We start from the raw sequence: 26,129 nt of genomic DNA on the forward strand, positions 1-26,129 counted from the left end.
TCAAGAAAAAGTTTCTAACTAGGTACGCATATGCAAGCCGAACACATCGATATTGCCCAATTTTTGAAAGATCATGCTCCTTTTGATGATCTCCCTGATGAGGCCATTAATAAACTCGCATCACAAGTTGAAATTGCTTATTTTCGCGCAGGTACACAAATATTAAATTATGGCGAAGATATCGCTGATTTATACGTTATTCGTACCGGTGCGGTTGAAATGTATCGTCGTGACGGAGACTTGTATAACCGTTTAACTATTGGCGGTATTTTTGGGCAAATGGGTTTGCTAATGAATCGTAAAGTTCGGTTTCCAGCAAAAGCACTTGAAGACACACTTGTTTATTGTATCAATGTAGAGTTATTTAATCAGTATTGTGACCAGTTTGATGCCTTTGCGGATTTTTTTGAAGCCGACGGTAATGTGCGTTTACATCAAGCAATCGTTGAGCAAGCTGATAGTAACGATTTAACCACAGCTAAGGTAAAATCTTTATTGCATCGTGATGTTGTCACGGTTGCCAAAGATGCGACAGTTCAAATGGTGGCGCAGGTAATGACACAAGAGTCGGTTTCCTCTGTTCTAGTCACTGATGCAGACAAACCTATTAGTGATGACCCCGATGATGATGACGGCCAAGTAGTGGGGATCATTACCGACAGAGACTTACGCTCAAGTGTAATTGCTAAAGGGCTGAGTTATGAGTCACATGCTCAGCAAATAATGCAAACAGATTTACTACTCCTTGATAGCAATGCGTATGTATTTGAAGCTGTTCTCGCCATGCTTAGAGACAATATTCATCATCTCCCCATAGTGGTGAAGAAAAAGCCTATAGGTGTTATTTCATTATCCGATATTTTACGTTACGAGTCGCAAAGTAGCTTGTTATTAGTGCGCGGTATCTTAGCGCAGCAATCGGTGGAAGATTTAGCACATTATGCAAGGCAACTTCCTAATGTGTTTGTGCGTATGGTGAATGAAGATGCTAATTCACACATGATTGGCACGGCAATGGCCGTAATAGGGCGCACATTTAAACAGCGCTTGCTTGATTTAGCTGAAGAGCAATTTGGCCCACCGCCTGTTCCGTATTGTTTTATCGCATTAGGGTCTATGGCCCGAGATGAGCAGTTAATTGTGACCGACCAAGACAATGCCATTATTCTTGATAATAGTTTTGATGAGTCTATGCACGATGATTATTTCCAAAAGCTCGCTGATTTTGTCTGTGATGGCTTGGCTGAGTGTGGTTATAAGTACTGCGACGGTGAAATTATGGCGTCATTTAAAAAGTGGCGTTTAACACGAGAACAATGGCAAGAACAATTTGCAGGCTGGATAGCAGAGCCTAAGCCTCAAGCTTTATTACACAGTTCAATCTTTTTTGATTTGGACGGCGTTTACGGCAAAACCAAATGGGCTGATGAATTAAAACGTTTTATTGCAAAAGAAGGGCGTAGCAATAAACGATTCTTAGCCAATATGGCAGCGAATGCGCGTAATCGAACCCCACCGCTAGGCTTTTTTAAAGATTTTGTTTTAGAGCACAATGGTCAGCACAAACGCTCTATGAATTTGAAACGCCGTGGGACAGCACCTTTGTCTGATGTTATACGTGTACACGCACTGGCAATTGGCAGTCGAAAGCAAAATTCCTTTGAGCGTCTTGAAGACATTATCGATGCAAAGCTTCTTCCCGAAGGCAAAGCGCAAGACTTACGAGATGCCCTTGAATATATCGCTATGATCCGCATTCGACATCAAGCGTGGCAAATTGAAATGCTCGATGAAGAACCTGATAACGATTTAGAGCCACATTTGCTATCGCCTTTTGAGCAGCGAAACTTAAAAGAGGCGTTCGCTATTTTAGATAAAGCGCAAAACTTCTTAAAATTTCGCTACTCTGCCAATTCAGGAATGAAATAATGGCCGTTAACCCTTCAAAATTTGATTGGCCTAAGCGCTATGAGCAGTTAGCTGAAAAAAGTACGCATCCATTAATTAAACATTTTTACCAGTCGACTATATCAAATGGCAGCTTACCGATTAGTGAAGTACCATTGGTTGCGTTAGACTTTGAGACGACCGGTCTAAATTTTGATAAAGATGATATTGTCAGTGTCGGGTTAGTGCCATTTAATGTAAGGCGTATTTTTTGTAAACATAGTCAGCATTGGGTCGTGCAACCAAGACAAAAACTCGCTGAAGAGTCTATTGTTATTCATGGCATAACTCATTCAGAGGTAAGCGAAGCTCCTGACTTTACATCGATTATGGAACCACTGCTTGATGCTTTGCAAGGCAAGCTGATTGTTGTGCATTTTGCGCCTATTGAACGGCACTTTCTATTTCAAGCGCTTAAAGCACGATTAGGCGAAGGTCTCGAATTTGCAGTGATAGACACGCTTGAGTTGGAGAGAAGAGCACTCAAAGCAAAGCAAGGCCTATTAGGACGATTATTAAATACAAAGCTCGGTTCTGTGCGTTTAGCTGATTCACGATCTCGCTACTCTCTACCCGTTTATCAAAATCACAATGCACTCAATGATGCGATCGCGACAGCAGAGTTATTGCAAGCTCAAATCGCATATCATTATCGCCCCGATACCCCATTAAGCGAATTGATTGTTTAAACTAACGAGGCTGAGATGGTGGTGGGGAAGTATACAAACATTAAGCAGCAATTCTGAAAACGCATTAATAGAACAGTTCATTTAAAAAACGCCGCAGATGCGGCGTTTTTTACATGTTTAATTGATTAGTTTCTTGGCTCGGTTTTTAAACCAAGCAGCAAGCTCACACACATAAGCAGCAATACAAATGTGAAAGGTAAGCCAGTCGATACAGCGCCAGCTTGTAATGCCTCGATAGCTTGCGTGCCGCCAATCCAAACTAGAGCAGCAGCAATTGCACCTTCAATGGTCGCCCAGAAAATGCGCTGTGGCACAGGCGCATCGACCTTACCGCCTGCGGTAATCGAATCGATAACGAGTGAACCTGAATCAGACGAAGTGATAAAGAACACGAGTACCAGCACAATTGCAATGAATGAAAGCACTTGTGACATAGGTAAAGCTTCAAACATTTGGAACATAGCCAGTGGTACATCGGTTAAGCCTTTTTCTCCAAGTACACCCACTTTATCCACCACTTGCTCAATTGCGATACCGCCATAAATTGACATCCAGAAGATAGTAACAACGGTAGGCACGAGTAATACAGCAATTAAGAACTCACGAATTGTACGTCCTTCAGATACGCGCGCAATGAACATACCTACAAACGGTGACCATGAAATCCACCAAGCCCAGTAGAATACAGTCCAACCGTGCATCCAGGTTTCATCTTCACGGCCATGCGGGTTACTCAGTGGAATAATGTTTTCGACATAACCCATTACTGTATTAGAAAGGTTGCCAAATGCTGCAGAAAAACCAACAAGTGCAACAAACACGAGTAATACAAAAGCGATAATCATGTTTACATTACTAAGTAGTTTTACACCACCGTCGATACCGCGAACGACAGAAATCACAGCAAGTAAAGTCACACCAACAATAACGCCAATTTGTAAGCCAATGCCGCCATCGGTTCCAAATACATGATTAATACCAGCAGCAGCTTGTTGTGCACCTAAACCAAGTGAGGTCGCTAGACCAAATAAGGTTGCAAGCACAGCCAGAATGTCAATAAGGTGACCAGGCCAGCCCCACGCTTTGTCACCTAAAATAGGGTAAAAAATCGAGCGAATAGATAACGGCAGGCCTTTGTTATAACAAAAGAATGCGAGTGAAAGTGAAACCACCGCGTAAATTGCCCAAGGGTGTAAACCCCAATGGAACATAGTTGCACCCATTGCTAGTTTGGCAGCTTCTGGCGTGTTAGCTTCAACGCCGAGTGGTGTTTCATACCAGCCTGTAAAATAGGCAACGGGCTCAGCTACACCCCAAAACATTAAGCCAATACCCATACCTGCTGCAAATAGCATTGCCAGCCATGAAATACGAGAGTGGGTTGGTCGCGCTTCTTTGCCACCAAGGCGGATATTACCGTAAGGAGACACAATTAACGCCAAGCAAAACAATACGAATAAGTTTGCTGACCACATAAAAAAGCCATCAAAATTATTAATAATGTCATTCTTAATGCCGTTAAGGGTTAATTTAGCGGTTTCTGCGTCAGAAATGAGTGTAGCCACTAAAAATAGCGCAATTAAGCCTGCACTAATACCAAACACGGGGTTATGCACATCAAAGCCCCATTTTTGTACATTGTCCTGACCGACAGTGTAATCTGTATTGTCGATACTGTACTTGTCATGATGTTCGCTCATGAATACCTCTTGTTGTAATTTTATTTAGCAGATAGCTAAACGGCCGGTAGGCACACAAATTAGCTATATCAGTATTTTTACGTTCGAAATTTAAAAATAGTTTGAATACTAATCATAATAGTGCCCATGATTAATCTTTAGTGTAGGAGGTCGTACACAAATGTAAATGCTTTTGTCCCTAAATATCCGAATAAATACAGTTTTTTAGCTCATTTGAATGTAATTTAAACAGTTGTGGTGTAGATAGGTAATTATTTGATGACAGTGAAATTTTTGAGATGCTAGATTGTTACATTGATTAAATAGCTGCAAGCGGAACTTGCAGCATAATATTAAAAGCTTATTTTTTATACGCGTCGTTGTGAACGCCAGCAGCACGACCAGAAGGATCTGCATTGTTTTGGAATGATTCATCCCAAGCTAGAGCTTCAGGTGTTGAACATGCAACAGACTTTCCATGAGGAACACATTTAGCGGCGGCATCACCTGGGAAGTGTTCTTCAAAAATACTACGATAGAAATAGGCTTCTTTAGAATCAGGCGTATTAATTGGGTATTTGTATTTTGCATTAGCCAGATCTTGGTCGCTTACTTGCTCGTTCACATACTCTTTTAAAGTATCAATCCAGTTATAACCCACGCCATCAGAAAATTGCTCTTTTTGACGCCACAGTACTTCATCTGGTAGGTAGCCGTCGAATGCTTCACGAATAATGTGTTTTTCGATTTTGCCGTCTTTACACATTTTTGCTTCAGGGTTGATACGCATTGCGACATCAACAAACTCTTTGTCTAAGAACGGTACACGTGCTTCAACCCCCCATGCAGCCATCGATTTATTAGCACGTAAGCAGTCAAACATATGAAGCTTAGACACTTTACGGTTAAGTTCTTCATGGAACTCTTGCGCATTTGGTGCTTTATGGAAGTATAAATAACCACCAAATAATTCGTCAGCACCTTCACCCGATAATACCATTTTAATACCCATGGCTTTGATTTGGCGTGCCATTAAATACATTGGCGTTGAGGCGCGGATGGTGGTTACGTCATACGTTTCGATGTGATAAATCACTTCACGTAGTGCATCAATACCTTCTTGTATCGTAAAGTGAATAGGGTGGTGAACCGTGCCAATCATATCAGCTACTTTTTGTGCCGCAGCTAAGTCAGGTGAACCTTCAAGCCCAACCGAAAATGAATGAAGCTTTGGCCACCATGCATCAGATTCGTCGTTATCTTCAATCCGTTTTGCAGCAAAACGTTGCGTTATAGCAGAAATAACCGATGAATCTAAACCACCAGATAGTAATACACCATAAGGAACATCACACATTAATTGGCGTTTAACAGCCGCTTCTAACCCTTGTTTTACATCACTAACTTTAGCATCGTTGTCTTTTACTGCATCATAGCTTTGCCAATCGCGGGCGTAGTATTTTCGTAATTGACCATCTTTGCTCCATAAGAAGTGCCCAGGAGGGAACTCTTCAATGTGTTTACAAATTGGCGAAAGTGCTTTTAATTCTGAGGCTACATAAAAGTTACCATGCTCATCATGACCCGTATAAAGTGGAATAATACCGATATGGTCACGGCCTATTAAGTAGGCATCTTGCTCTTCGTCGTATAAACAAAACGCAAAAATACCATTTAAGTCGTCTAAAAATTCAGGACCTTTCTGCTTGTATAAAGCCAATATTACTTCACAGTCTGATTGCGTTTGAAAAGTAAAATCGGTTTCTAGATTTGCAGCTAATTCTTTGTGGTTATAAATTTCACCATTAACAGCAAGTATATTAGTACGTTCAGGGTTATACAGTGGTTGGGCACCACTTGATACACCGACAATAGCAAGGCGTTCATGAACTAAAATCGCTTTATCAGACGAATATACGCCAGACCAATCAGGCCCGCGGTGTCTTAAAAGTTTTGACATCTCAATTGCTTGACCACGCAATTGTGTGGGATCAGATTTAATATCTAATACACCAAAAATTGAACACATAGTGACTCCTCATTCCTATTATGTGTGCAGTTAACATAAATTTAAAACTGCGAACCTTTGTTTTAACAGAAATAATTACCTAAGTCACACAGGTTTTCTAAATATTTAAGAATAAAATATGCACCATAATAGGCGGGTGTTGCACCGAAATGATCAATAACTGTTTTGCAATAAGCTCATAGACAATGGATAAATCGGAAATCGCTCTATATTTAAAAGCGAGTAGCTATTTTGCAGTTAGTCTTTGCACTAGTTTTGTGCAATAGACTGCTTAAATAATTTGTACTGACGATCTTGTGTATACAAGTATCTATAAATAGAGCAGCACCGAGGTGTGCTGCTCACTATTTTACTGTTTATTTTTATATTCTAGAGCAATTTTTAATTGATTTAGGTGAGAAGTTAGTTTTTGTTGTGCTTTGGTTGCCTCATTTAGACTGACGAATTCAAAGTGTAAAAAATCCCCCGGTTTTAATTGGGCAAAGTGTCTCAAATCAGCCTCAATCACTGTACCAAGTAATGGATAACCACCCGTTGTTTGAGCATCATTTAAAAGAACAATAGGCTCGCCACTCGGTGGCAACTGGATACTACCAGGCATGACTGCCATAGAAGGTAATGATAAAGCATGTTCTAATTTGCATTCATCACTACTTAACCTCGCTCCCATGCGGTTACTACTCGGCGAAATATGCCATGAATGATTAATAAACTTGTCGATGCTTTGCTTTGACAGTAATTTATTGTGAGGGCCTTCATAAACACGTATGTGTGTACTTTTTGGTGGAAGCATCGCACCTAAACCAATTTTGGTTTTGTACTGTGGTGTAATGTCTATGCTGTCACCAGGATTTAAAGCGTTACCATGTAAACCACCAAACTTAGCGGTTAAATCGGTAGAGTAAGAGCCTAATATAGGCGTTGGTAATTGCCAAATACCCCCTATAGCAAGGTAGCTTCGAAATCCGTGTCGTGCAGCATTAAGCTTTAATACATCGCCTTTTTTTATGTAATAGCTCCAGCCTGGTTGAATAGGGTTACCATTGACTGTGGCTTTCATATCCGTGCCGTGTAGGGCAATATAGTAATCATTATCGAATTTAATTTCAGCAAGACCCAGCGTGATTTCAAGTACAGGGCAATTATCAGGGTTACCGACTAATCGGTTACAAATAATTTGTGCATATGGGTCAATGCAACCTGACTGACCAATACCTAAATGTCTCGAACCTGTGCGTCCTTGATCTTGTATAGACATTTGCATACCCGGTTTAACAACGGTGATCACGATAGCACCTCCTTGATTGTAAACTCGATGGTATCACCTGGCGCAAAAGCGCAAGGAGAGGGGGCATTAATATCAAATAATTTAAAGTCGGTGTGACCTATAATTTGCCAGCCACCTGGTGAAGTTTCTGGGTAGATACCAGTTTGTTCACCGCCAATAGCAACTGAACCTTTAGGAACAGATGTACGAGGATCGCTACGTCTTGGTGTGTATAACTTTTTATCTAAACCACTTAGATAGGCAAAGCCAGGCTGGAACCCTAAAAATAATACATGGTAGGTGCCACTACTATGTAATTGTACTACATCATCCACGCTTAGGTTGTGATAGTGTGCAACATGTTTAATATCAGGGCCATGAACTCCACCGTACCGTATCGGTAACTTATGGTGGGTAGAGTTAAATTTTAATAATGAGACTTCAAGCCAGTGCTCATTCAAAGCTGATAACCAATACTGCAGTCTTAAAGGATCGTTTAAATATAAAGTCAGATTATTGTTCGCTGGCACCACATCAATAAAATCACCAGATTGTTGGCAGAGTTGTGCTAAAGCCCAGACCTTTTTTTGTGTTTCTAGAATTGTCTGTTCTGAATGACTTACATCAAAATAAATGCAGTGAGTGGTAAGTACAGTAATCGATGGCGAGCTGTATGTAGTCATTGCATCCCAATTTAAAAGTGATTAGTCATAGCAACATAGCATAAAAGCACGAATTTGTTGATGTAAATACAGTTTTTGTATTTTAATCGAGTGTTAATTGCCTACAACCTGCTGTTGTAGGCAATCTTTTTGTTACTGGTTGTTTAGAAGCCAGTTAGATAACAAACGCACACCGTAACCAGTGCCGCCTTCAGCAAGCTCATCTTTTGCTTTGCTGTTAAGCGCATTTCCGGCAATATCAATGTGAACCCAGCGAGTTTCACCCGCAAAGTTTTTCAGGAAGCTTGCTGCTGTTGTTGCACCAGGACCATGTGAACCAATATTTTTCAAGTCTGCGATATCAGACTTTAATGCATCTTCGTAGCCAAGTGGTAAGCGCCATACATTTTCGTTTACGTGTTTACCTGCGATCGTTAGTTGTTCTACTAGTTGGTCATCCTCAGAGAAAATGGCGGCATAGTCATTACCTACAGCACCAATTTTAGAGCCGGTTAAGGTTGCAACGTCAACCATAATACTTGGTTTAAATTTATCACGAGCGTACCACATTGCATCGCTAAGCACTAAACGACCTTCAGCATCGGTGTTTACAATTTCTACGCTTAGACCTTCGGCTGTGCGTACTACATCGCCAGGTGCAACGGCAAATTGTGACACCATATTGGCTGCCATGCCCATTACTGCAACGACATTAGTATCAGCTTTTGCAAGTGCCATTGCTTTAACCGTTCCAAGTACCGCTGCTGCACCGGCCATATCTGATTTCATGCGGGCTATTGATGCACCTGTTTTTAGACTATAACCACCAGAATCAAAAGTAATACCTTTACCCACTAAAGCGATCGGTGTATTTTTATTACCTTGATAATGCGCAACAACTAAACGTGAACCTTGTTCGCTCCCACGACCAACTGCTTCTAGTGCACCCATACCAAGCTTTTTGATTTGCTTAGGCTCTAAAATAGAAATTTTGACACCTAACTTTTTAAGTTCTTTTGCAGCTTTTGCAAAATCAGCCGGCGTCATTTCAGTTGCAACTTCACTTGTTAAGTCGCGTGCTAAAAATACGCCTTCTTCTATGTGTTGCAGTAAAGTATGGTTTTTGACCGCTTGGTCTATATTTTCAACATCGACTGTGTAGCTCACTAAGTGACTATCTTTTTCTTTTTTGTAAACTTCAAAGCGGTGATCACGTAGATTTGCGCCATGGGCAAACTCTGCAGCGTATTTAGCGTTAGTTTCTTGATCAGTGATTGTAGAGAAATCAAGGCTGACGTTTTCTTGTTTTGCTTTATGTAGCTGTGCATGTACATTGCCACCCAGCTTTGCCATTTTAGCTGCATCTAGCTTTGCTTGCTCACCTAAGCCAACTAAAAGAATACGTTGATGCTGGCTACCATTTGGAGCAATGATCTCTAATGTTTTACCATATTTAGCTTCAAAGTCTGAAAAATCAATCACTTTGTTAATATGAGTTTGTGTCTCTGAGGCTAAATGGTTAAATTTGGCGATTTGTGTTTCAGTGTCTAAAAACAATACCAAAGTGTTATCTGTAGCTTGAATAGATTGCTTAAAAGTGAACTCTGCTGCATTCACTTGCGTAGCAAGCGTTATACCCAATGCAAGAGCAGATAAGCTATGTGCAATTCTCATTTATATATCCCAATGTTAAAAAAAAGCTTTTTTTACCCTATTAACACTAAAGAGTTAAATTTTAAGCGGTGAATAGCCCGTGGGATGCGTTTAAGTTGAAATATTTTATATTTCTCTTAGGTCTATTAAATACACACGCTATGACGAGGTAAATTAGTATGACAATTAAGTCTTTATTGGTGGCATGGTTCACCGTCAGTGCAGTTGCTAGTATCAGTCCCGTTTTGGCTAAAGAAGACCTGCCTAATGCAACTAAACATATTGAAACTATAGTATTAGGTTCGGGTTGTTTTTGGGGCGCAGAAAAACGCTATGAAGCCCTCAACGGTGTGCTCGATGCGGTATCGGGTTATGCTGATGGGCAGGGCTTTAAGGCGACATATAAAAACATTACACGTAGCTCTCGTCGTTTTGATGAAAACAATTACGCTGAGGTAGTCAAAGTTACTTATAACAGCAACAAATTAAGCACAGAAGATCTTTTAAAACATTACTTTGAAAGTCATGATCCGACACAGCTTAATCGGCAGGGCAATGATATTGGCACACAATATCGGTCGACTATTCTAACCAGCAACTCCAATCAGCTTGTTAGTGCAAATCGCCTTAAAGAAGCGTATCAAAAAAAATTATCATCAGCGGGATTTGGCGAAATTAAAACGGTAATAAAACCGCTTGATAGGTTTTTTAAAGCAGAGGAGTATCATCAAGACTATATAAAGAAAAACCCGAATGGCTACTGTCCTGATCATTCTACAGGGGTTGTATTTAGCCCATCTGAAAAGCCTAAAATAGATAACACTGCCTTACTCGCTAACAAACATATTGTAGTAATTGATGCTAAAGGCTATTGCCCGTATTGCGAAAAATTTAAAAAAGAAGTTGCTAATGCATACAAGGGCACAATCCCTATGACTTTTCGCCATGCGGATCAACTTGCTGGCTTGGTTATTAACACACCTACTTGGGCAACACCTACACTTTTATTTATCGAAGATGGTAAAGAAGTTTATGGTCGTCAAGGGTATGTGAATAAGGAAGAGTTTTACAAAGCATTGGGCGCATTTAAATTGGGTGACAGTGAGGCCTTTAGAGTGGCATTTCATTCCAGAACAGACAGCCCGTTTTGTAAGGAATACGACATTTTTAAAAATACCCCAGATGGCATTTTTATTGACAAATTAAGTGGTGCACCATTATTTGATACCCGAGATAGATTTAATTCGGGAACAGGGTGGTTGTCTTTTACTCACCCAGTCAAAAATAGTGTAACGATGCATGAAGATAATAGCTATGGTATGCAGCGTATCGAGCTAAAATCGAAAAGTTCAGGAATTCACTTAGGGCACTTATTTCCGGGGGAAGGTCCAAGAGGGCAAGATAGATATTGTATTAATGCTACAGTACTTGAATTTGTTCCGCGTAGTTAAATGTTATTAGTAAAAATTAGTTGAAACCATAGTTATAGCCTATCCTAAAACTATGACTGGAGAAACAAGATACTTTTTCGTGTTGAAAACCAAACTAATTTATACGTTAATTTTAAAATTGTGCTTATTTTCTAATGGATTAGTGTGTAAGGAATTAAAAGCCATCGTGATAGGTGTAGAGAATATAGAGTATCTACCTTATTACGATGGCAGTGACAGTAAGAAGCCTAACTTCACTGGATTTAGTGAAAAATTGCTTAAACAATTCAGCCGAGAATTTGGTTATAGCGTTAAGTTTTATCCCGCCCCTTTAAATCGTCTTTATAGGGATCTGGTTGCCGAAAACTATATTGATTTTAAATATCCTGACAATCCGCAGTGGCAAAAATCCTTTAAAGATACATTTTCGAAACCTAACCCGATTATTTACTCAGAATCAATTTTGAATACAGTGACAGGCATTGCGAGTTTGCAACAAAATACCACGCTTTCTGATTGTAGCAGGATAGGTAAAGTTCGAGGCTTTACATCACAAAGTTATAAATCACATTTTATGAAAAAGCAGATCGACGTTGTGGAGACGGCTGATACGACTGAATTAATTTCTTTATTACTTTTAAAGCGAATAAATTGTATTTACATATCTAAAGATGTTTTGAACTATAAAATGCGAGAAGAGTTTGAAAATAGAGTGCCCGTGTACTTTCACGATAAACTTGCGGTAGATGTGCAAAGTTTCCATCTATCAACAGTTAAATACCCTGATGTTATTGAGCAATTTAACTTATATCTATCTACCCACAGTGACCAAGTTAGAGCTTTAAAGCAGCAGTTTGATATTGGCCTTTAATCAGCTCGAAAAAAAGCCCGGTCAGAACACACAAGAACCGGGCTTTCGACAACAATTTGGTTGGGGGAACCTTTACAACTACAGTGCTAAGTTTTGTTTTGCACGGCTTAAATTGTGGTTTACAAGTTCATTTTTAGAAATTTGCACTGCTTCATAAAAGTCAGAAAGCGCGGCTGTATCGTTTTCGGACATGATGCGTGCAACACCTCGGTTACTAAGTGCAAACGATGTTAACTCGCGGCGTTTGTAACCTGGTACTTTACTTGTACTTAGAAGAGAAATTGCTTGAGTACACAGGCTTTCTGCTTCTGAAAAATTCTTTTCTTTAACGCTTAATGCACAGCGGTTGAAGGCAGTTTCGTATTGGCTGGTTGCATTATCGTTGGTTTGAGGTTGCTCAATTACCATCAGTTTATAATCAGCTTGTGCGGCTACTGCCATCGCTGGGCAAGTTAATAAAGAGCTAAGTGCAATAGTGGTTACAAGTGTTTTTAACATGATAGTTTTCCTTTGAATTAGTTGGTGTTTCTTGCCAACGAGTGAACTTTAAAATATTCCTATAAGCTAAACAAACGATTAAATTAAACCTGATAGATGAAGAAATTTAATCTATAGAGTAATTGCTCAGAACTCAAAGTTTCATGGGGGATGAGAGTATGTAATGTCGACTCTAGTATTTTTTAACAACTGAAACTTTGACTGAGTGCTTATAAATTTTTGTGCCTACGCTTATTTATAGAAACGTTATTTGCATCTGTAGATTGTGATTCTTATATGGAGATAGGTTTTGATAAACGAGGTAACTTTTTAGCAGTGGCCATTGGTTAGTAACTTTGTTAAAAATAGCTTTTTAAAAATTATGGACAAAGCATTCCAAAGTGACATTTAAATTTCAACGTTACCTGTATATTTACAAGTTGAAAATGCTTCTGAACCTGAGTAGATATGCTTGTATATGAGAACCGCGGTGTTTAGCAAAACAATTAAAATTTTTGTCAAAGAATCATAAACAAGCCAATATTGAGAATCACAAGGAAAGAATTATGAAAACAGGGCTTTTATCAATTGGATTTTTATTTATATCGAATGTTGCGTTTGCTGATTGTAAAGCTGCCCTTGAAGAAAGATTAAAAGACGATTTAAACCTCACATACCAGCAATTTGATCAGACTGATGATGCTGGGTTTAGATTGTTAGAAAAATCAGGCTGTCATACTGAAGCCGCTATTCTGATTAAACGTTTTATTACCCATAATAATTCAAAAGAAAGCTCATTAACTTGGCATTTAGCGCAAATGGAAGGGCTCGCGGGTAATTATCAACACGCGATCTTTTATGCAAATAAAGTATTGGATCCGAATGAAGACTTAAGTAATTCAAAAATGTATTGGAATGACTTTGTCTTAGGGAACATCGCTTTTTGGAATAAAGACAAAGTAAAGTTAAAACAATACATAGCAAATATTGAAAAGGGGCAAAATTTTAAACCTAATCAGATAAACCTCAATTTCCTTAATCAGTTGCTCAAAAACTTTGATTTAAGTTACAAACAGGCATTATCGGAGGATTAAGGTAAGCTTCGTCAGCTTAATTCTTAAATCGCTATTGTATTTTTGCCGTAAGTAAAAAGATGGGTACATAAACGACAAAACCCAGCCAAAGCTGGGTTTTAAGACAACACAATTTTGAGAGAGCTTATAATGCTAAGTTCTTTTTCGCTCGAGTTAAGTTGTGTTCTACTAACTCGTTACCTGAAATTTGTACTGCTTCGTAGAAGTCAGAGAGTGCCGCTGTGTCGTTTTCAGACATGATGCGAGCAACACCGCGGTTGCTTAAAGCAAATGACGTTAATTCACGGCGTTTATAAGCAGGTACTTTGCTTGTATTTAGTAAACTGATTGCTTTTGAACAGAGTGTTTCAGCTTCGGTAAAATTCTTTGCTTGAACACTTAACGCACATTGGTTAAATGCTAATTCGTATTGACGGTTAACCTCAGCACTTGCCTGTGTCGATTGGTCAATTACCATTAATTTATAGTCACTTTGATCAGCCATTGCCATAGCTGAACAAGTTAATAAAGAGCTAACTACAACGCGTTTCATAAGTGTACTAAACATAATCTTTTCCTCTGTTATATCGGTATCAAGTGCCGACAGTTGAACTTTAGTTGAGTAGAAAAAATTCAACAAACGATAAAAAAACACTCAATAGATGAAGAAAATTAACTTATAGACTTTAGTCTAATATAATAATTTAAGACTAAGCGCTGTGTGTATTAGTTTATAAGGGTTGTAAGTTAATTGTCGTAAATTAAAAGTATAGAGTTTTTAAATAGCTGAACGATAATCTGATGATTTAAAAAGTCTAACTGTCCTCACTTTAAGTTAAGGGCTTACTGATGGATTGAAAATGAACTTACTTACGCTTGTACTGATAATTACTATAGGTTTAATCGGCTTTTATATATTACTAAGAGCCCTAACCTTGATGGTGCGGTGGGCTAAAAAAGCGCCAAAGGGAGCATATTTATTTATGGCATTGTTACCACTTATTTCGCTATTTCCAATCCCACCTTCGGTATATGAAAATGTTGCCAAAGCAAAGCATGAGCAGCGTAAAAAACAAAAGCGAGACGATGATAAAGACTCAAGTTAAGTGTGTGATAAAACGAGTTAAAGCTGAGTTGATTGTTATTTAAGATATTATAAATTTAGATAACCCTCAGATTTCTCTGAGGGCAATAATGACTACTTAAGGTGCTTAAAAGTATCAAGCATCCATTTTATGAATAGTTCTAGTTGTGCATTGGTTTCACTTGGTTCGTGTTGCACTAAGTAATATTTATCCTTGGTTTTTAATGGCATATTAGTGAAATTAAATAACCATTGCTCATCAAACCAAGTCTGACTGATAGGTAAGGGGATTAGGGCAATACCCATACCCTGTTGCGCGGCACGTGCCACACCAAACATACTATCAACCTGAATAATTTGCTTTGGTGCAAAGTCATCAATACCAGCATGCTCAGCCCATTGGTGCCAAGCCCATGGACGCGCTTTATGAAGTATTAGAGGAACTTCATTTAATGCCTGAAATGGGTTTTCTTGCCATGCTTGCCAGTTTTCTTTATTGCAAGCTGGCGTATAAGAAAGCGAAAACAGCTCATGTACAACCCCTTCGTGCGGTTTAGACGAAGACAATACAATCGATAAATCGCTTTGCTTAGTCAGCTCTTTACGCGTTTTTAAGGTATTAAGCTGTAAATTTGTATTTGGATGATCGCTAGTCCATTCGCTCAGTTTTGGCATTAACAGCTCACTGGCGAAAAACTCAGGTAGCGTAATACTTATAGTCACGTTCTCTTGTAACTGACTAAACTCGTTAATGGTTTTTTCTAGCGCTTTAATAAGCGGCGATACAGAGTCATAAAAATTTTTCCCCGCAGCTGTTAAGCGGATAGAGCGGGTTTGACGTTCAAACAGTTCAATACCCAATTGTTCTTCTAATTGTTTGATCTGATGGCTTACGGCAGAAGGCGTAAGGTAGAGTTGGTTTGCCGCATCTTTAAAGCTAAGGGTGCGTGCAGCAAAACAAAATGAGCGTAAGCCACGAATAGGTGTTTGCATAGTTAATTTCAGTAAGTCTCAATAGCGCGTGTTAGTTAACTAACTGCTAAGCAATTATTATCCCAAAATGTAAAAAGTAAGAGAGTAAAGGTTGAATATAGCTAATATTTGCACAAATGCATAAAAAAGACTCTTTAATTGATTGTTTAATCTACTTTTATTGCATTTAAAAGATTTTAGCAGTTTTCTGAAACAGGTAACACCCTATACTTTAAAGACTTTCACTTCACAAAGTTAGGGCATTTTATACTATTTATGTGACAAATTGGTGCAGCTCACAGTAAATCAATAGATAAAAAAAATCCCTCTTGCGAGGGATTTTGGGTAACTCAGCGCCATTGGCACTGGGAATGAGGTCGGTACATGGGATGTGAGTGGATTAAAAAACCATCTCTGGAACATCACCTTCAACAAGCAATTTGCCTGCCGTTTTGCTAATGATTTCGTCTACCGACACGCCCGGAGCGCGTTCGATTAGATGAAATGCGCCGTCTTTAACTTCTAGTACGGCTAAATCAGTTACGATTTTCTTTACACAGTTAACCCCAGTTAGCGGTAAAGTGCAACTTTCTAATAACTTAGAGTCACCATGCTTGCTTGCATGAGTCATCGTAACAATAATATTCTTCGCGCCAGCAACGAGGTCCATCGCGCCACCCATGCCTTTAATTAGCTTCTTTGGGATCATCCACGATGCGATGTTACCGTTCTGGTCAACTTCAAATGCACCTAATACTGTTAAGTCTACATGACCACCCCGTATCATGGCAAAACTATCTGCACTATTAAATATTGCTGCACCTGTGGCTGCTGTCACGGTTTCTTTACCCGCATTGATCATATCTGCATCAACTTGGTCTTTAGTTGGGTACGCACCCATACCCAGTAAGCCATTTTCAGACTGCAGCATGACTTCGATGCCATCTGGGACATAGTTAGCAACTAGGGTAGGGATACCAATACCTAGGTTTACGTAATAGCCATCTTGTAGCTCTTGTGCAACACGCATTGCAACTTGTTCACGTGATAATGCCATTTTATTGCTCCTTAATCGCGAGTTGTTACACGTTCGATGCGTTTTTCAAAGTCGCCTTTGATCACGCGATTAACATAAATACCTGGGGTATGAATTTGGCTAGGCTCAAGTTCACCTGGTTCTACAATCTCTTCTACTTCAGCAACAGTAATTTTACCTGCTGTCGCGGCCATCGGGTTGAAGTTCATTGCAGTATGGCGAAATACAAGATTACCGTAGCGGTCGGCTTTCCATGCTTTAACAATGGCAAACTCACCAGTAATTGATTCTTCTAAGATATACGGACGGCCATCAAATTCTTTGACTTCTTTGCCCTCAGCAACCGGAGTGCCGTAACCTGTAGCAGTATAAAACGCAGGAATACCAGCGCCACCGGCACGCATCTTCTCAGCGAGTGTACCTTGTGGTGTTAAAACAACATCAATTTCACCATCAAGTAGTTGTTTTTCGAAAAGCGCATTTTCACCCACATAAGAAGCGATGATTTTTTTAATTTGCTTATCGTGAAGTAAAACCCCTAAACCAAAATCATCTACACCGCAGTTGTTTGAAACAACGGTTAGATTTTTAGTTTGTTTACGCTTAATTTCACTGATAAGCCCCTCAGGAATACCACACAAGCCAAAGCCACCAGCGATAATAGTATCGCCATCTTTTAAACCTTCCATTGCAGCTTCATAACTTGAAACTACTTTATCGAAACCGGCCATGAGCCTACTCCTTAATTATTCTGAGTGTTCTTTAGAGCAAGTGATACCTTGCTGACAGGTTGTTTATTTAATGCACTGCAAATAGCCCAACCAGCTTTCGCCAGTCTTTCTAAATCAATTCCATGCTCTATGCCAAGCCCTTGTAGTAAGTAAACTACATCTTCAGTGGCAACATTTCCTGACGCACCTTTTGCGTAAGGGCAGCCACCAAGGCCTGCAACTGCACTGTCAACCGTTGCTATACCGCGGTTTAGGGCGGTGTAAATATTTGTGAGCGCTTGTCCGTAGGTGTCGTGAAAATGTACAGCGAGTTTTGATTTATCAATATGTTGCAAGAGTAAATCTAATAACTCATCGACTTTTTTCGCCGTACCCACACCAATGGTGTCACCTAGGCTAATTTCGTAACAACCAAGCTCGAGTAATCGCTCTGATACGTTTAATACATCATTGTAGTCGACATCACCTTGATATGGGCAACCCATAACGCAGCTAACGTAACCTCTAACACGAATGTTATTCGCTTTGGCAAAATCCATGACATCTTTAAAGCGATCAATACTTTCATCAATAGAGCAGTTGATGTTCTTTTGACAGAACGCTTCACTTGCTGCTGTAAAGATAGCAAATTCTTGTATGCCGACTAGTTTTGCTGCCTCTGCACCCCGTAAATTCGGGGTGAGGGCACTTAAATTAACGTCTTGTAAATTTAACGCACTAATTACATCGCTAGAGTCAGCCATTTGTGGCACCCATTTAGGTGACACAAATGCGCCTGCTTCAATATCTTTAAGACCAGCTTCAGCTAGGGCGTTGATAAGATCGACTTTATCTTGCGTGCTAACGGCGGCTTCATTTTGCAAACCGTCTCTGGCGCCAACTTCTACAATGCGAACAAAATCAGGAAACTGTGCCATTACGCCTCCGGCTCTTCAACAATCGCGAGCATATCACCGTGACTCACCAGTTCGCCTTCAGCAAAGCAATAGCTCGTTAATACACCATCATGCGGGGCATTAAGGGTGTATTCCATTTTCATAGCTTCAATGATAACGACCGCGTCCCCCTTAGAAACAGTACTACCTACCTCAACTAAATGCTTAACAACAGTACCGTTGAGTGGCGCGGCAAGTGGTAGTGCATCACTTTCGTGCTCACTAATATAGTGTTTATCAATCAGCTCAAGCACCTTTTGTTGTGCTTTGTACATCACTGTGATGTGAGAGTCTGTTTGATTAATATGAGCAACAACTTTTTCGCCATTAACGACTAGGTTTGCAAGGCCATCTTCAACGTTGCCCGAAGTTGTATAGTCAACCCCGTCAAGGCTTATTCTAAAACCATCTGAAGTCTTAATGGCATGAATAGATAAATCAACAAACGGGATGGTTGTTTTAGCGTCACTGTTAAGCATAAAGCCTGTTAATTGTTGCCATGGGCTGCTGCTTTCACCTTTTAGTTGATGAGCATACGCATAAGCTGCGACAACGGTCGCAATAACAGACTGTTGCTCGCTTTTAGCAACAAGTTGCTCACCTTGGTCTTCAATAAAGTGCGTATCGGGTGCACCTGCTTGAAAAGTAGGGTGGTTAGCAAGATTATGTAAGAAATTAACGTTACAGCTAAAACCCGCTAAGTGAAATTGCTCAAGTGCTTTTGATAAACGCCCAAGCGCTGCCTCACGGTTATCGTCATGAACAATTAACTTAGCGATCATAGGGTCGTAGAACGGGCTAATTTCATCACCTGCTGCAATGCCTGTATCGATACGAACAAACTCAGATTCATCCGGTGTAAATAGGGCATCAATATGACCCGAACACGGAATAAAGTCATTGCTAGGATCTTCCGCATAAATACGCGCTTCAAAACTGTGGCCTTGTAGCTGAATATCAGCTTGGTTAAGAGGTAATGCTTCACCTGCCGCAATGTTGATTTGCCAATTCACCAAATCAACACCGGTTACCATTTCTGTTACTGGGTGCTCAACCTGTAAACGGGTGTTCATTTCCATGAAGAAGAATTCATCACCGCATAATAAAAACTCAACCGTACCTGCACCGCGATAGTTAATCGCTTGGGCACAACGTACCGCTGCTTCACCCATTTCTTTGCGAAGTGCATCAGATAAACCAGGTGCTGGGGCCTCTTCAATTACTTTTTGGTGACGTCGTTGTAAAGAACAGTCACGATCGCCTAAGTACACACAGTTACCATGGCTATCGGCAAAAACTTGCACTTCAACATGGCGAGGTTTAGTGACATAGCGCTCTAACAGTACTAAATCGTTGCCAAAGCCTGCTTTTGCTTCACGTTTTGCGCCTTCAAGAGCACTGATAAAGTCTTTTGCGTGTTCAACTACTCGCATACCTTTACCACCGCCACCAAAGGCCGCTTTAATAAGAACGGGATAACCAATTTTTTCAGCTTCGGCTTGTAAGAACTCAGTATCTTGATTATCACCATAATACCCAGGTACTAAAGGTACATTCGCTTGGTGCATTATTTCTTTAGCGCGGGTTTTTGAACCCATGGCTTCAATGCTTGATGCTGGTGGGCCAATAAAGGCGATATCATTTTTCTCACACGCGAGAGCAAAGTCAGAGTTCTCAGATAAAAAGCCATAACCCGGGTGAATACAATCAACACCTGCTTGTTTTGCAACATCGATGATTTTATCTGCCACTAAGTACGAGTCTTTACTCGGTGCAGGACCAATATGGTACGCCTCATCAGCAAGCTTTACGTGCTGAGCATGTTTATCAGCATCTGAATACACTGCAACCGTTGTTAAGCCCATTTGTTTTGCTGTACGCATAACTCGGCAGGCAATTTCACCACGGTTGGCAACGAGAATTTTTTCCAATGATTTTGTTGTCATAATGGTTCCTATTTCTGCCAGTTAGGGGCGCGTTTTTCAAAAAATGCAGTCAGACCTTCTTGGCCTTCTTCAGATACACGAATGCGTGCAATGCGCTCTGCGGTTAACTCAATAAGTGCATCATCAATTACATTACCAGCCACATCATTTATAAGCTGCTTTGCTGCTTTAACGGCAATAGGGCCATTGTTAACAAGACTTTGTAAGTGTTTGTCGAGCGCTGTTTGCAAATCGCCGGTGATCTGGTGAATTAAACCCAGTTGCTTGGCTGTATGCGCGTCAAAAATCTCTGCCGTTAAAAAGTAACGACGTGCAGCGCGTTCACCAATAGCTTTAATGACATAAGGGCTGATAACCGCAGGAATAAGACCCAGCTTTACTTCACTTAAGCAAAATTGTGCATCGTCTTGGCAAATCGCGATATCACAACACGCAATCAAGCCTAATGCACCGCCAAAGGCTGCACCTTGTATGGCACAAATTGTTGGATGTGGGCTTGTAGCAAGTACTTTCATAAGCTTTGCTAGCTGCATTGAATCCGCTAAGTTTTCAGCAAAGTCATTGCCAGCCATCGACTTCATCCAATTTAAATCAGCGCCAGCAGAGAAGTGCTTACCTTCGGTTTTAAGAACCAGTGCGCGTACATCACAGCTATTTGCATGTTCAATTAAACGGATCAGCTCACTGATGACTTCTTCGTTAAATGCATTGTGTTTTTCAGGGCGACTTAGTACCAGCACAGCCACATTTGATTTTGTTATTTCGAGTGTTACTGACATAAGGCCTCCATTACATTCTAAATACGCCGAACTGCGAATCGCGCTCTGGTGCATTTTTAGCTGCGCTTAAGGCCAGCCCTAATACATTGCGAGTATCAGCAGGATCGATAATGCCATCATCCCAAAGGCGGGCACTGGCGTAATATGGATGACCTTGTTTTTCGTATTGCTCGATAATTGGCTTTTTAAACTGACTTACTTGCTCATCAGTCATGCTTTCGCCTTTACGGGCTAAACCGTCTTGTTTAACTTGTGCAAGAACGCCTGCTGCTTGTTCTCCACCCATCACAGAGATACGGGCATTTGGCCACATCCACATCATGGTTGGTTCAAACGCGCGGCCACACATACCGTAGTTACCAGCTCCATACGAGCCACCGATTAACACTGTAAATTTAGGTACATCTGCACATGACACAGCGGTTACCATTTTCGCACCATGCTTGGCGATGCCTTCTGCTTCGTATTTCTTACCAACCATAAAGCCAGTAATGTTTTGTAAAAACACCAAAGGGATTTTACGTTGTGCACATAACTGTATAAAGTGCGCGCCTTTTTGCGCTGACTCACTAAATAAAATGCCGTTGTTGGCAACAATACCCACAGGGTGACCAAAGATTTTTGCAAAGCCGGTTACTAAGGTTTCACCAAAGTAGCGTTTAAATTCATCAAATGATGAATCATCAACAACACGGGCAATTACTTCACGTACATCAAATGGTTTTTTTAGGTCGGTACCAACAATGCCGTATATTTCGTTAATGTCGTAACGCGGCGGTTTAACATCATCAAGTAAGGGTGCAGTAGGGCGCTGATAATTAATTCGTTCGATACATTGGCGTGCAATTGAAAGTGCATGAGCATCGTTTTCAGCGTAGTGGTCGGCAACTCCTGATGTTTTACAGTGAACATCGGCACCACCGAGCTCTTCAGCGCTCACTTCTTCACCCGTAGCCGCCTTAACCAGCGGTGGGCCTGCTAAGAAAATTGTGCCTTGTTCTTTTACGATAATACTTTCATCAGCCATCGCTGGTACATATGCACCACCTGCGGTACATAAACCCATTACGACCGCAATTTGTGGAATGCCTTTACCAGACATACGTGCTTGGTTGTAGAAAATACGGCCAAAGTGTAATTTATCTGGAAACACATCATCTTGTTCAGGCAGGTTTGCACCGCCTGAATCAACTAAATAAATACACGGCAAATGACAACGCTCTGCGATATCTTGGGCACGTAGGTGTTTTTTTACTGTAAGCGGAAAGTAAGTCCCGCCTTTTACGGTGGCATCATTGGCGATGATCATACATTCAACGCCTTTAACACGACCAATACCAGCCACCACTCCAGCACAAGGAATGGCTTGTTCATAGACGCCAAAGGCAGCAAATTGAGAAATCTCTAAAAATGGTGAGCCTTCGTCAAGTAGCGTTTCAATACGGTCTCGAACAAACAATTTACCACGGCCTTGATGACGCTCAATCAGGGCTGGGCCACCACCTAAACGGATATCAGCTACCTTTTCACGTAAGTCACTTACGAGTGCTGCCATGTTGTCGTGATTTTGCAAAAATTGCGGATCGTGTGGGTTTACACTCGATTTTAAAATCGTCATAACAAGGTCCTATCGGCTTTCAGTGAATAATTCGCGGCCAATTAGCATGCGGCGGATTTCAGACGTACCAGCGCCAATTTCATACAGTTTTGCATCACGTAATAAACGACCTGTCGCGTATTCGTTAATATAACCATTACCCCCTAAGATTTGGATAGCATCAAGGGCCATCTTAGTAGCAAGCTCTGCGGCATATAAAATCGCACCAGCGGCATCTTTACGCGTTGTTTCTCCGCGGTCACAGGCACGCGCTACCGTGTAAACGTATGAACGAGCTGCATTCATTTGCGTGTACATGTCAGCGATTTTGCCTTGAATAAGCTGGAATTGACCAATTGGGCTATCAAATTGCTTACGTTCATGAATATAAGGAACAACAATGTCCATACATGCTTGCATAATGCCAAGCGGGCCAGCTGCTAGTACAACACGCTCATAATCAAGACCACTCATAAGTACTTTTACGCCTTCGTTTAAGTTACCTAGAATGTTTTCTGCGGGCACTTCGCAGTTCTCGAACACTAATTCACAGGTGTTAGAGCCACGCATACCTAGTTTGTCGAGCTTTTGCGCAGTAGAGAATCCTGGCGTGTTACGTTCAACGATGAAAGCGGTGATCCCTTTAGGACCAGCATTTAAATCTGTTTTTGCATAAATAACAAAGGTATCGGCATCTGGACCATTAGTGATCCACATCTTGTTACCGTTAAGCACAAACACATCGCCTTTCTTCTCAGCTTTTAATTTCATCGATACAACATCAGAACCCGCATTTGGCTCACTCATCGCAAGGGCACCAATGTGCTCACCACTGATTAGCTTAGGCAGGTATTTTTCTTTTTGAGCCTGTGACCCATTACGGTTAATTTGGTTAACACATAGGTTTGAATGAGCACCATAACTTAAACCAATCGATGCACTTGCACGGCTAATTTCTTCCATTGCGATTACATGCTCGAGGTAACCAAGGCCCGCACCGCCAAATTCTTCTGGCACTGTCATACCCAATAAACCCATTTCGCCAAGCTGTGGCCAAAGTTGATTAGGGAAGGCGTTGTCTACATCAGTTTGTTCTGCAAGTGGGGCAATTTCTTGGCTAGCAAAGCTATTTACATGATCGCGGATCATGTCTGCTGTTTCGCCAAGTCCGAAGTTCATTTCTTTGTATAGTGAAATAGTGCTCATAATGTGTGTTCCTGTGAGAGTCTGTTGACGAGGTTGTTGTCAGGTTATTCGTCTAAATTATTAAGGGTTTCACGACAGCGGCGTTCTGCTGTAACCAATTCCATCAGTACAACTTTAATGTCGTCCATCTGTTGGCTTAGGTCTGCTTTTTTCTCTGCGATAAGGTCAAGCATAGTCACTAGCTGTTTAGCGCTTGATTTATCTGCATCGTAAAGTTCAAACAAACGACCCGTTTCAGCCAAGGTAAAACCTAAGCGTTTACCACGTAGAATAAGCTTTAGTCTTACTTTGTCGCGTTTTGAATAAATACGGGTTTGACCATTGCGATCAGGTGAGATCAGCCCTTGGTCTTCATAAAAGCGGATAGAGCGAGTTGTAATATCAAATTCTTTTGCTAGTTCACTGATACTAAACGTTTGCTCATTGCTAGCAGGTTCAACTGCTGCGCTTTCGAAGTTTGTTTGATTGTCTTGTTTCATGATTTATTTACCTCATTCGAATAACACCAATATAAGTGAAGTTTACGTAAAGGTAAAGGGTGATTTGGGTGTTATACTTTAGACTTATAAAGATAACTGGTTGGATTTGTTGAAAAGCTTTATTTATCTAGCCTTGTAAGCAGATGTTCGATTTTTAATACAACAAAATACAGATAAGTTTACAGTTTTAACGACCGCAAAAAAGTTGATTTTAGATTTACGTTGGCGTAAACGTAAATATTATGTATGCTGAATTAAATCGAAATTAAACTATAACAAATTAACTGTTTGGTTACACATGATTTGAACACATGATTTGAACACATGATTTGAACACATGATTTGAACACATGATGATAACCACTTACATGGAGCCAATTATGACTACTGAAGCCGTTGTTATTGTTGCCGCAAAACGTACCCCAATGGGGGGGTTTATGGGCGCACTAAGTGGTGCACACGCAACTGATCTAGGTGCTACTGCTATTAAAAGTAGCTTAGAGCAAGCCGGTTTATCAGCCGATAAGATTGATGAAGTGATCATGGGCTGTGTATTACCAGCTGGTCTTGGTCAAGCACCTGCGCGCCAAGCAATGTTAAAAGCGGGCCTTAATCAAGGTACTGGCGCAACAACAATCAACAAGGTATGTGGCTCTGGCTTAAAAGCTGCAATGTTTGCCCATGACTTAATTAAATCAGGCTCTATCAATACCGCAGTTGCTGGTGGCATGGAAAGCATGAGTAATGCGCCTTATATGTTACCGAATGCACGTTCAGGAATGCGTATGGGTCATGGCGAAGTAAAAGATCACATGATGTGTGATGGCCTTGAAGATGCTTACGACAACAAAGCAATGGGTTGTTTTGCTCAAGACACTGCCGATCAGTATTCAATTGGTCGTGAACAAATGGATAATTTTGCACTTAGCTCACTGACTAAAGCAAACAGCGCGATTGAAACAGGCGCATTTGCAAACGAGATTGCCGCGCACACTATTTCTACACGCAAAGGTGATGTGACCGTTGCGATTGATGAGCAACCAGGCAATGCTCGCCCTGATAAAATCCCAGGTTTACGTCCTGCATTTAAAAAAGACGGTACGATTACAGCTGCAAACTCGTCATCAATTTCTGATGGTGCAGCAGCGCTTGTGTTGATGCGTGAGTCAGATGCTAAAGCACAAGGCTTAACACCACTTTGCCGTATCGTTGCTCACAGCACACATTCACAAGCACCAAGCGAATTTACTTTAGCACCGGTTGGCGCGATGCAATCGCTTTTAGAAAAAGCCGGTTGGTCTGTTAATGATGTTGATTTATGGGAAATCAACGAAGCGTTTGCAATGGTGACTATGCTCGCAATTAACGAGTTAAAACTTGATGAAAGCAAAGTAAATGTTAACGGCGGTGCCTGTGCACTTGGTCACCCAATTGGTGCCAGCGGCGCGCGTATCTTAGTAACGTTAATTCATGCATTAAAGAATCGTGGTCTTAGCAAAGGTGTTGCCTCACTGTGTATCGGTGGTGGTGAAGCTGTTGCTATGGCAGTCGAAGTAATTTAATTACGTTTTTGAACTTAATCTCTCA

The 26,129-nt window shown here is 40.7% G+C and carries 23 protein-coding genes; 7 read left to right on the top strand and 16 right to left on the bottom strand.

What is annotated here, in order from left to right:
- Window positions 1-30 precede the first annotated feature (30 nt).
- Together L3Q70_RS08090 and L3Q70_RS08095 are read left to right on the top strand one after the other, a co-directional pair.
- On the top strand, window positions 31-1,929 hold the full coding sequence (locus L3Q70_RS08090) for a DUF294 nucleotidyltransferase-like domain-containing protein (RefSeq protein WP_193988782.1): 1,899 nt from the start codon (window positions 31-33) through the stop codon (window positions 1,927-1,929).
- Window positions 1,929-2,636 (top strand): 3'-5' exonuclease, encoded by a 708-nt coding sequence (locus L3Q70_RS08095; RefSeq protein WP_237115207.1) that lies wholly within the window; start codon window positions 1,929-1,931, stop codon window positions 2,634-2,636. Before L3Q70_RS08090 ends, L3Q70_RS08095 begins: the two co-directional genes overlap by 1 nt.
- A 125-nt stretch (window positions 2,637-2,761) precedes the next feature.
- Here L3Q70_RS08095 and L3Q70_RS08100 read toward each other — a convergent pair whose 3' ends face one another.
- The 5 genes from L3Q70_RS08100 to L3Q70_RS08120 all read right to left on the bottom strand — a co-directional run bounded on the left by L3Q70_RS08100 (window position 2,762) and on the right by L3Q70_RS08120 (window position 9,947).
- The gene (locus L3Q70_RS08100) at window positions 2,762-4,336 is read right to left on the bottom strand and encodes a BCCT family transporter (RefSeq protein WP_062569041.1); all 1,575 of its coding nucleotides are present in this window, start codon (window positions 4,334-4,336) and stop codon (window positions 2,762-2,764) included.
- 340 nt (window positions 4,337-4,676) lie between these two features.
- Window positions 4,677-6,344, bottom strand: a complete 1,668-nt coding sequence (gene asnB / locus L3Q70_RS08105) for an asparagine synthase B (RefSeq protein WP_193988784.1) — start codon at window positions 6,342-6,344, stop codon at window positions 4,677-4,679.
- 349 nt (window positions 6,345-6,693) lie between these two features.
- The gene (locus tag L3Q70_RS08110) at window positions 6,694-7,632 is read right to left on the bottom strand and encodes a biotin-dependent carboxyltransferase family protein (RefSeq protein WP_237115208.1); all 939 of its coding nucleotides are present in this window, start codon (window positions 7,630-7,632) and stop codon (window positions 6,694-6,696) included.
- Window positions 7,629-8,294, bottom strand: coding sequence for a 5-oxoprolinase subunit PxpB (gene pxpB / locus L3Q70_RS08115; protein WP_237115209.1), 666 nt, complete (start codon window positions 8,292-8,294; stop codon window positions 7,629-7,631). Before pxpB ends, L3Q70_RS08110 begins: the two co-directional genes overlap by 4 nt.
- 132 nt (window positions 8,295-8,426) lie before the next feature.
- Window positions 8,427-9,947, bottom strand: coding sequence for a leucyl aminopeptidase (locus L3Q70_RS08120; RefSeq protein ID WP_193988785.1), 1,521 nt, complete (start codon window positions 9,945-9,947; stop codon window positions 8,427-8,429).
- Window positions 9,948-10,105: 158 nt separating this feature from the next.
- On the opposite strand from L3Q70_RS08120, the gene msrA reads away from it, so the two are divergent.
- Both msrA and L3Q70_RS08130 read left to right on the top strand, forming a co-directional pair.
- Window positions 10,106-11,377 carry a peptide-methionine (S)-S-oxide reductase MsrA gene (msrA, locus tag L3Q70_RS08125; RefSeq protein WP_062569046.1) on the top strand — a complete coding sequence of 424 codons (1,272 nt, stop codon included), beginning with the start codon at window positions 10,106-10,108 and terminating at the stop codon, window positions 11,375-11,377.
- 79 nt (window positions 11,378-11,456) lie between these two features.
- A complete protein-coding gene (locus L3Q70_RS08130) occupies window positions 11,457-12,227 on the top strand; it encodes an amino acid ABC transporter substrate-binding protein (RefSeq protein ID WP_237115210.1) in 771 nt (256 codons plus the stop codon).
- A 78-nt stretch (window positions 12,228-12,305) separates the two neighbouring features.
- Here L3Q70_RS08130 and L3Q70_RS08135 read toward each other — a convergent pair whose 3' ends face one another.
- A complete protein-coding gene (locus L3Q70_RS08135) occupies window positions 12,306-12,725 on the bottom strand; it encodes a hypothetical protein (RefSeq protein ID WP_237115211.1) in 420 nt (139 codons plus the stop codon).
- Window positions 12,726-13,270: 545 nt separating this feature from the next.
- On the opposite strand from L3Q70_RS08135, the gene L3Q70_RS08140 reads away from it, so the two are divergent.
- Window positions 13,271-13,798, top strand: coding sequence for a hypothetical protein (locus L3Q70_RS08140; protein ID WP_237115212.1), 528 nt, complete (start codon window positions 13,271-13,273; stop codon window positions 13,796-13,798).
- 124 nt (window positions 13,799-13,922) lie between these two features.
- Here L3Q70_RS08140 and L3Q70_RS08145 read toward each other — a convergent pair whose 3' ends face one another.
- Window positions 13,923-14,345 (bottom strand): hypothetical protein, encoded by a 423-nt coding sequence (locus L3Q70_RS08145; protein WP_062569050.1) that lies wholly within the window; start codon window positions 14,343-14,345, stop codon window positions 13,923-13,925.
- Between the two features lie 292 nt (window positions 14,346-14,637).
- On the opposite strand from L3Q70_RS08145, the gene L3Q70_RS08150 reads away from it, so the two are divergent.
- Window positions 14,638-14,883 (top strand): hypothetical protein, encoded by a 246-nt coding sequence (locus L3Q70_RS08150; protein ID WP_237115213.1) that lies wholly within the window; start codon window positions 14,638-14,640, stop codon window positions 14,881-14,883.
- 92 nt (window positions 14,884-14,975) lie between these two features.
- On the opposite strand, the gene L3Q70_RS08155 is transcribed toward L3Q70_RS08150, so the two are convergent.
- From L3Q70_RS08155 to L3Q70_RS08195, 9 genes are all read right to left on the bottom strand, one after another.
- Window positions 14,976-15,854 (bottom strand): LysR family transcriptional regulator, encoded by an 879-nt coding sequence (locus L3Q70_RS08155; RefSeq protein ID WP_062569052.1) that lies wholly within the window; start codon window positions 15,852-15,854, stop codon window positions 14,976-14,978.
- Window positions 15,855-16,233: 379 nt separating this feature from the next.
- Complete coding sequence (locus tag L3Q70_RS08160) at window positions 16,234-16,890, bottom strand: 3-oxoacid CoA-transferase subunit B (RefSeq protein ID WP_054553796.1); 657 nt, start codon at window positions 16,888-16,890, stop codon at window positions 16,234-16,236.
- A gap of 11 nt (window positions 16,891-16,901) precedes the next feature.
- Window positions 16,902-17,600 carry a CoA transferase subunit A gene (locus tag L3Q70_RS08165; protein WP_054553797.1) on the bottom strand — a complete coding sequence of 233 codons (699 nt, stop codon included), beginning with the start codon at window positions 17,598-17,600 and terminating at the stop codon, window positions 16,902-16,904.
- Between the two features lie 11 nt (window positions 17,601-17,611).
- The gene (locus tag L3Q70_RS08170; RefSeq protein ID WP_062569053.1) at window positions 17,612-18,517 is read right to left on the bottom strand and encodes a hydroxymethylglutaryl-CoA lyase; all 906 of its coding nucleotides are present in this window, start codon (window positions 18,515-18,517) and stop codon (window positions 17,612-17,614) included.
- Window positions 18,517-20,481, bottom strand: a complete 1,965-nt coding sequence (locus tag L3Q70_RS08175) for an acetyl/propionyl/methylcrotonyl-CoA carboxylase subunit alpha (RefSeq protein WP_237115214.1) — start codon at window positions 20,479-20,481, stop codon at window positions 18,517-18,519. The genes L3Q70_RS08170 and L3Q70_RS08175 overlap by 1 nt, the downstream gene beginning before the upstream one ends.
- An 8-nt stretch (window positions 20,482-20,489) precedes the next feature.
- Window positions 20,490-21,260, bottom strand: coding sequence for an enoyl-CoA hydratase/isomerase family protein (locus L3Q70_RS08180; RefSeq protein WP_237115215.1), 771 nt, complete (start codon window positions 21,258-21,260; stop codon window positions 20,490-20,492).
- Window positions 21,261-21,270: 10 nt separating this feature from the next.
- Window positions 21,271-22,878 (bottom strand): carboxyl transferase domain-containing protein, encoded by a 1,608-nt coding sequence (locus L3Q70_RS08185; protein WP_062569056.1) that lies wholly within the window; start codon window positions 22,876-22,878, stop codon window positions 21,271-21,273.
- Between the two features lie 9 nt (window positions 22,879-22,887).
- Window positions 22,888-24,063, bottom strand: coding sequence for an isovaleryl-CoA dehydrogenase (locus L3Q70_RS08190; RefSeq protein WP_054561519.1), 1,176 nt, complete (start codon window positions 24,061-24,063; stop codon window positions 22,888-22,890).
- 44 nt (window positions 24,064-24,107) lie between these two features.
- The gene (locus L3Q70_RS08195) at window positions 24,108-24,542 is read right to left on the bottom strand and encodes a MerR family DNA-binding transcriptional regulator (protein ID WP_054553803.1); all 435 of its coding nucleotides are present in this window, start codon (window positions 24,540-24,542) and stop codon (window positions 24,108-24,110) included.
- 380 nt (window positions 24,543-24,922) lie between these two features.
- On the opposite strand from L3Q70_RS08195, the gene L3Q70_RS08200 reads away from it, so the two are divergent.
- The gene (locus L3Q70_RS08200) at window positions 24,923-26,104 is read left to right on the top strand and encodes an acetyl-CoA C-acyltransferase (RefSeq protein WP_237115216.1); all 1,182 of its coding nucleotides are present in this window, start codon (window positions 24,923-24,925) and stop codon (window positions 26,102-26,104) included.
- Window positions 26,105-26,129: the final 25 nt, after the last annotated feature.

The sequence above is a fragment of the Pseudoalteromonas sp. CF6-2 genome (genome assembly GCF_021729425.1).
Lineage (GTDB): Bacteria > Pseudomonadota > Gammaproteobacteria > Enterobacterales > Alteromonadaceae > Pseudoalteromonas > Pseudoalteromonas arabiensis.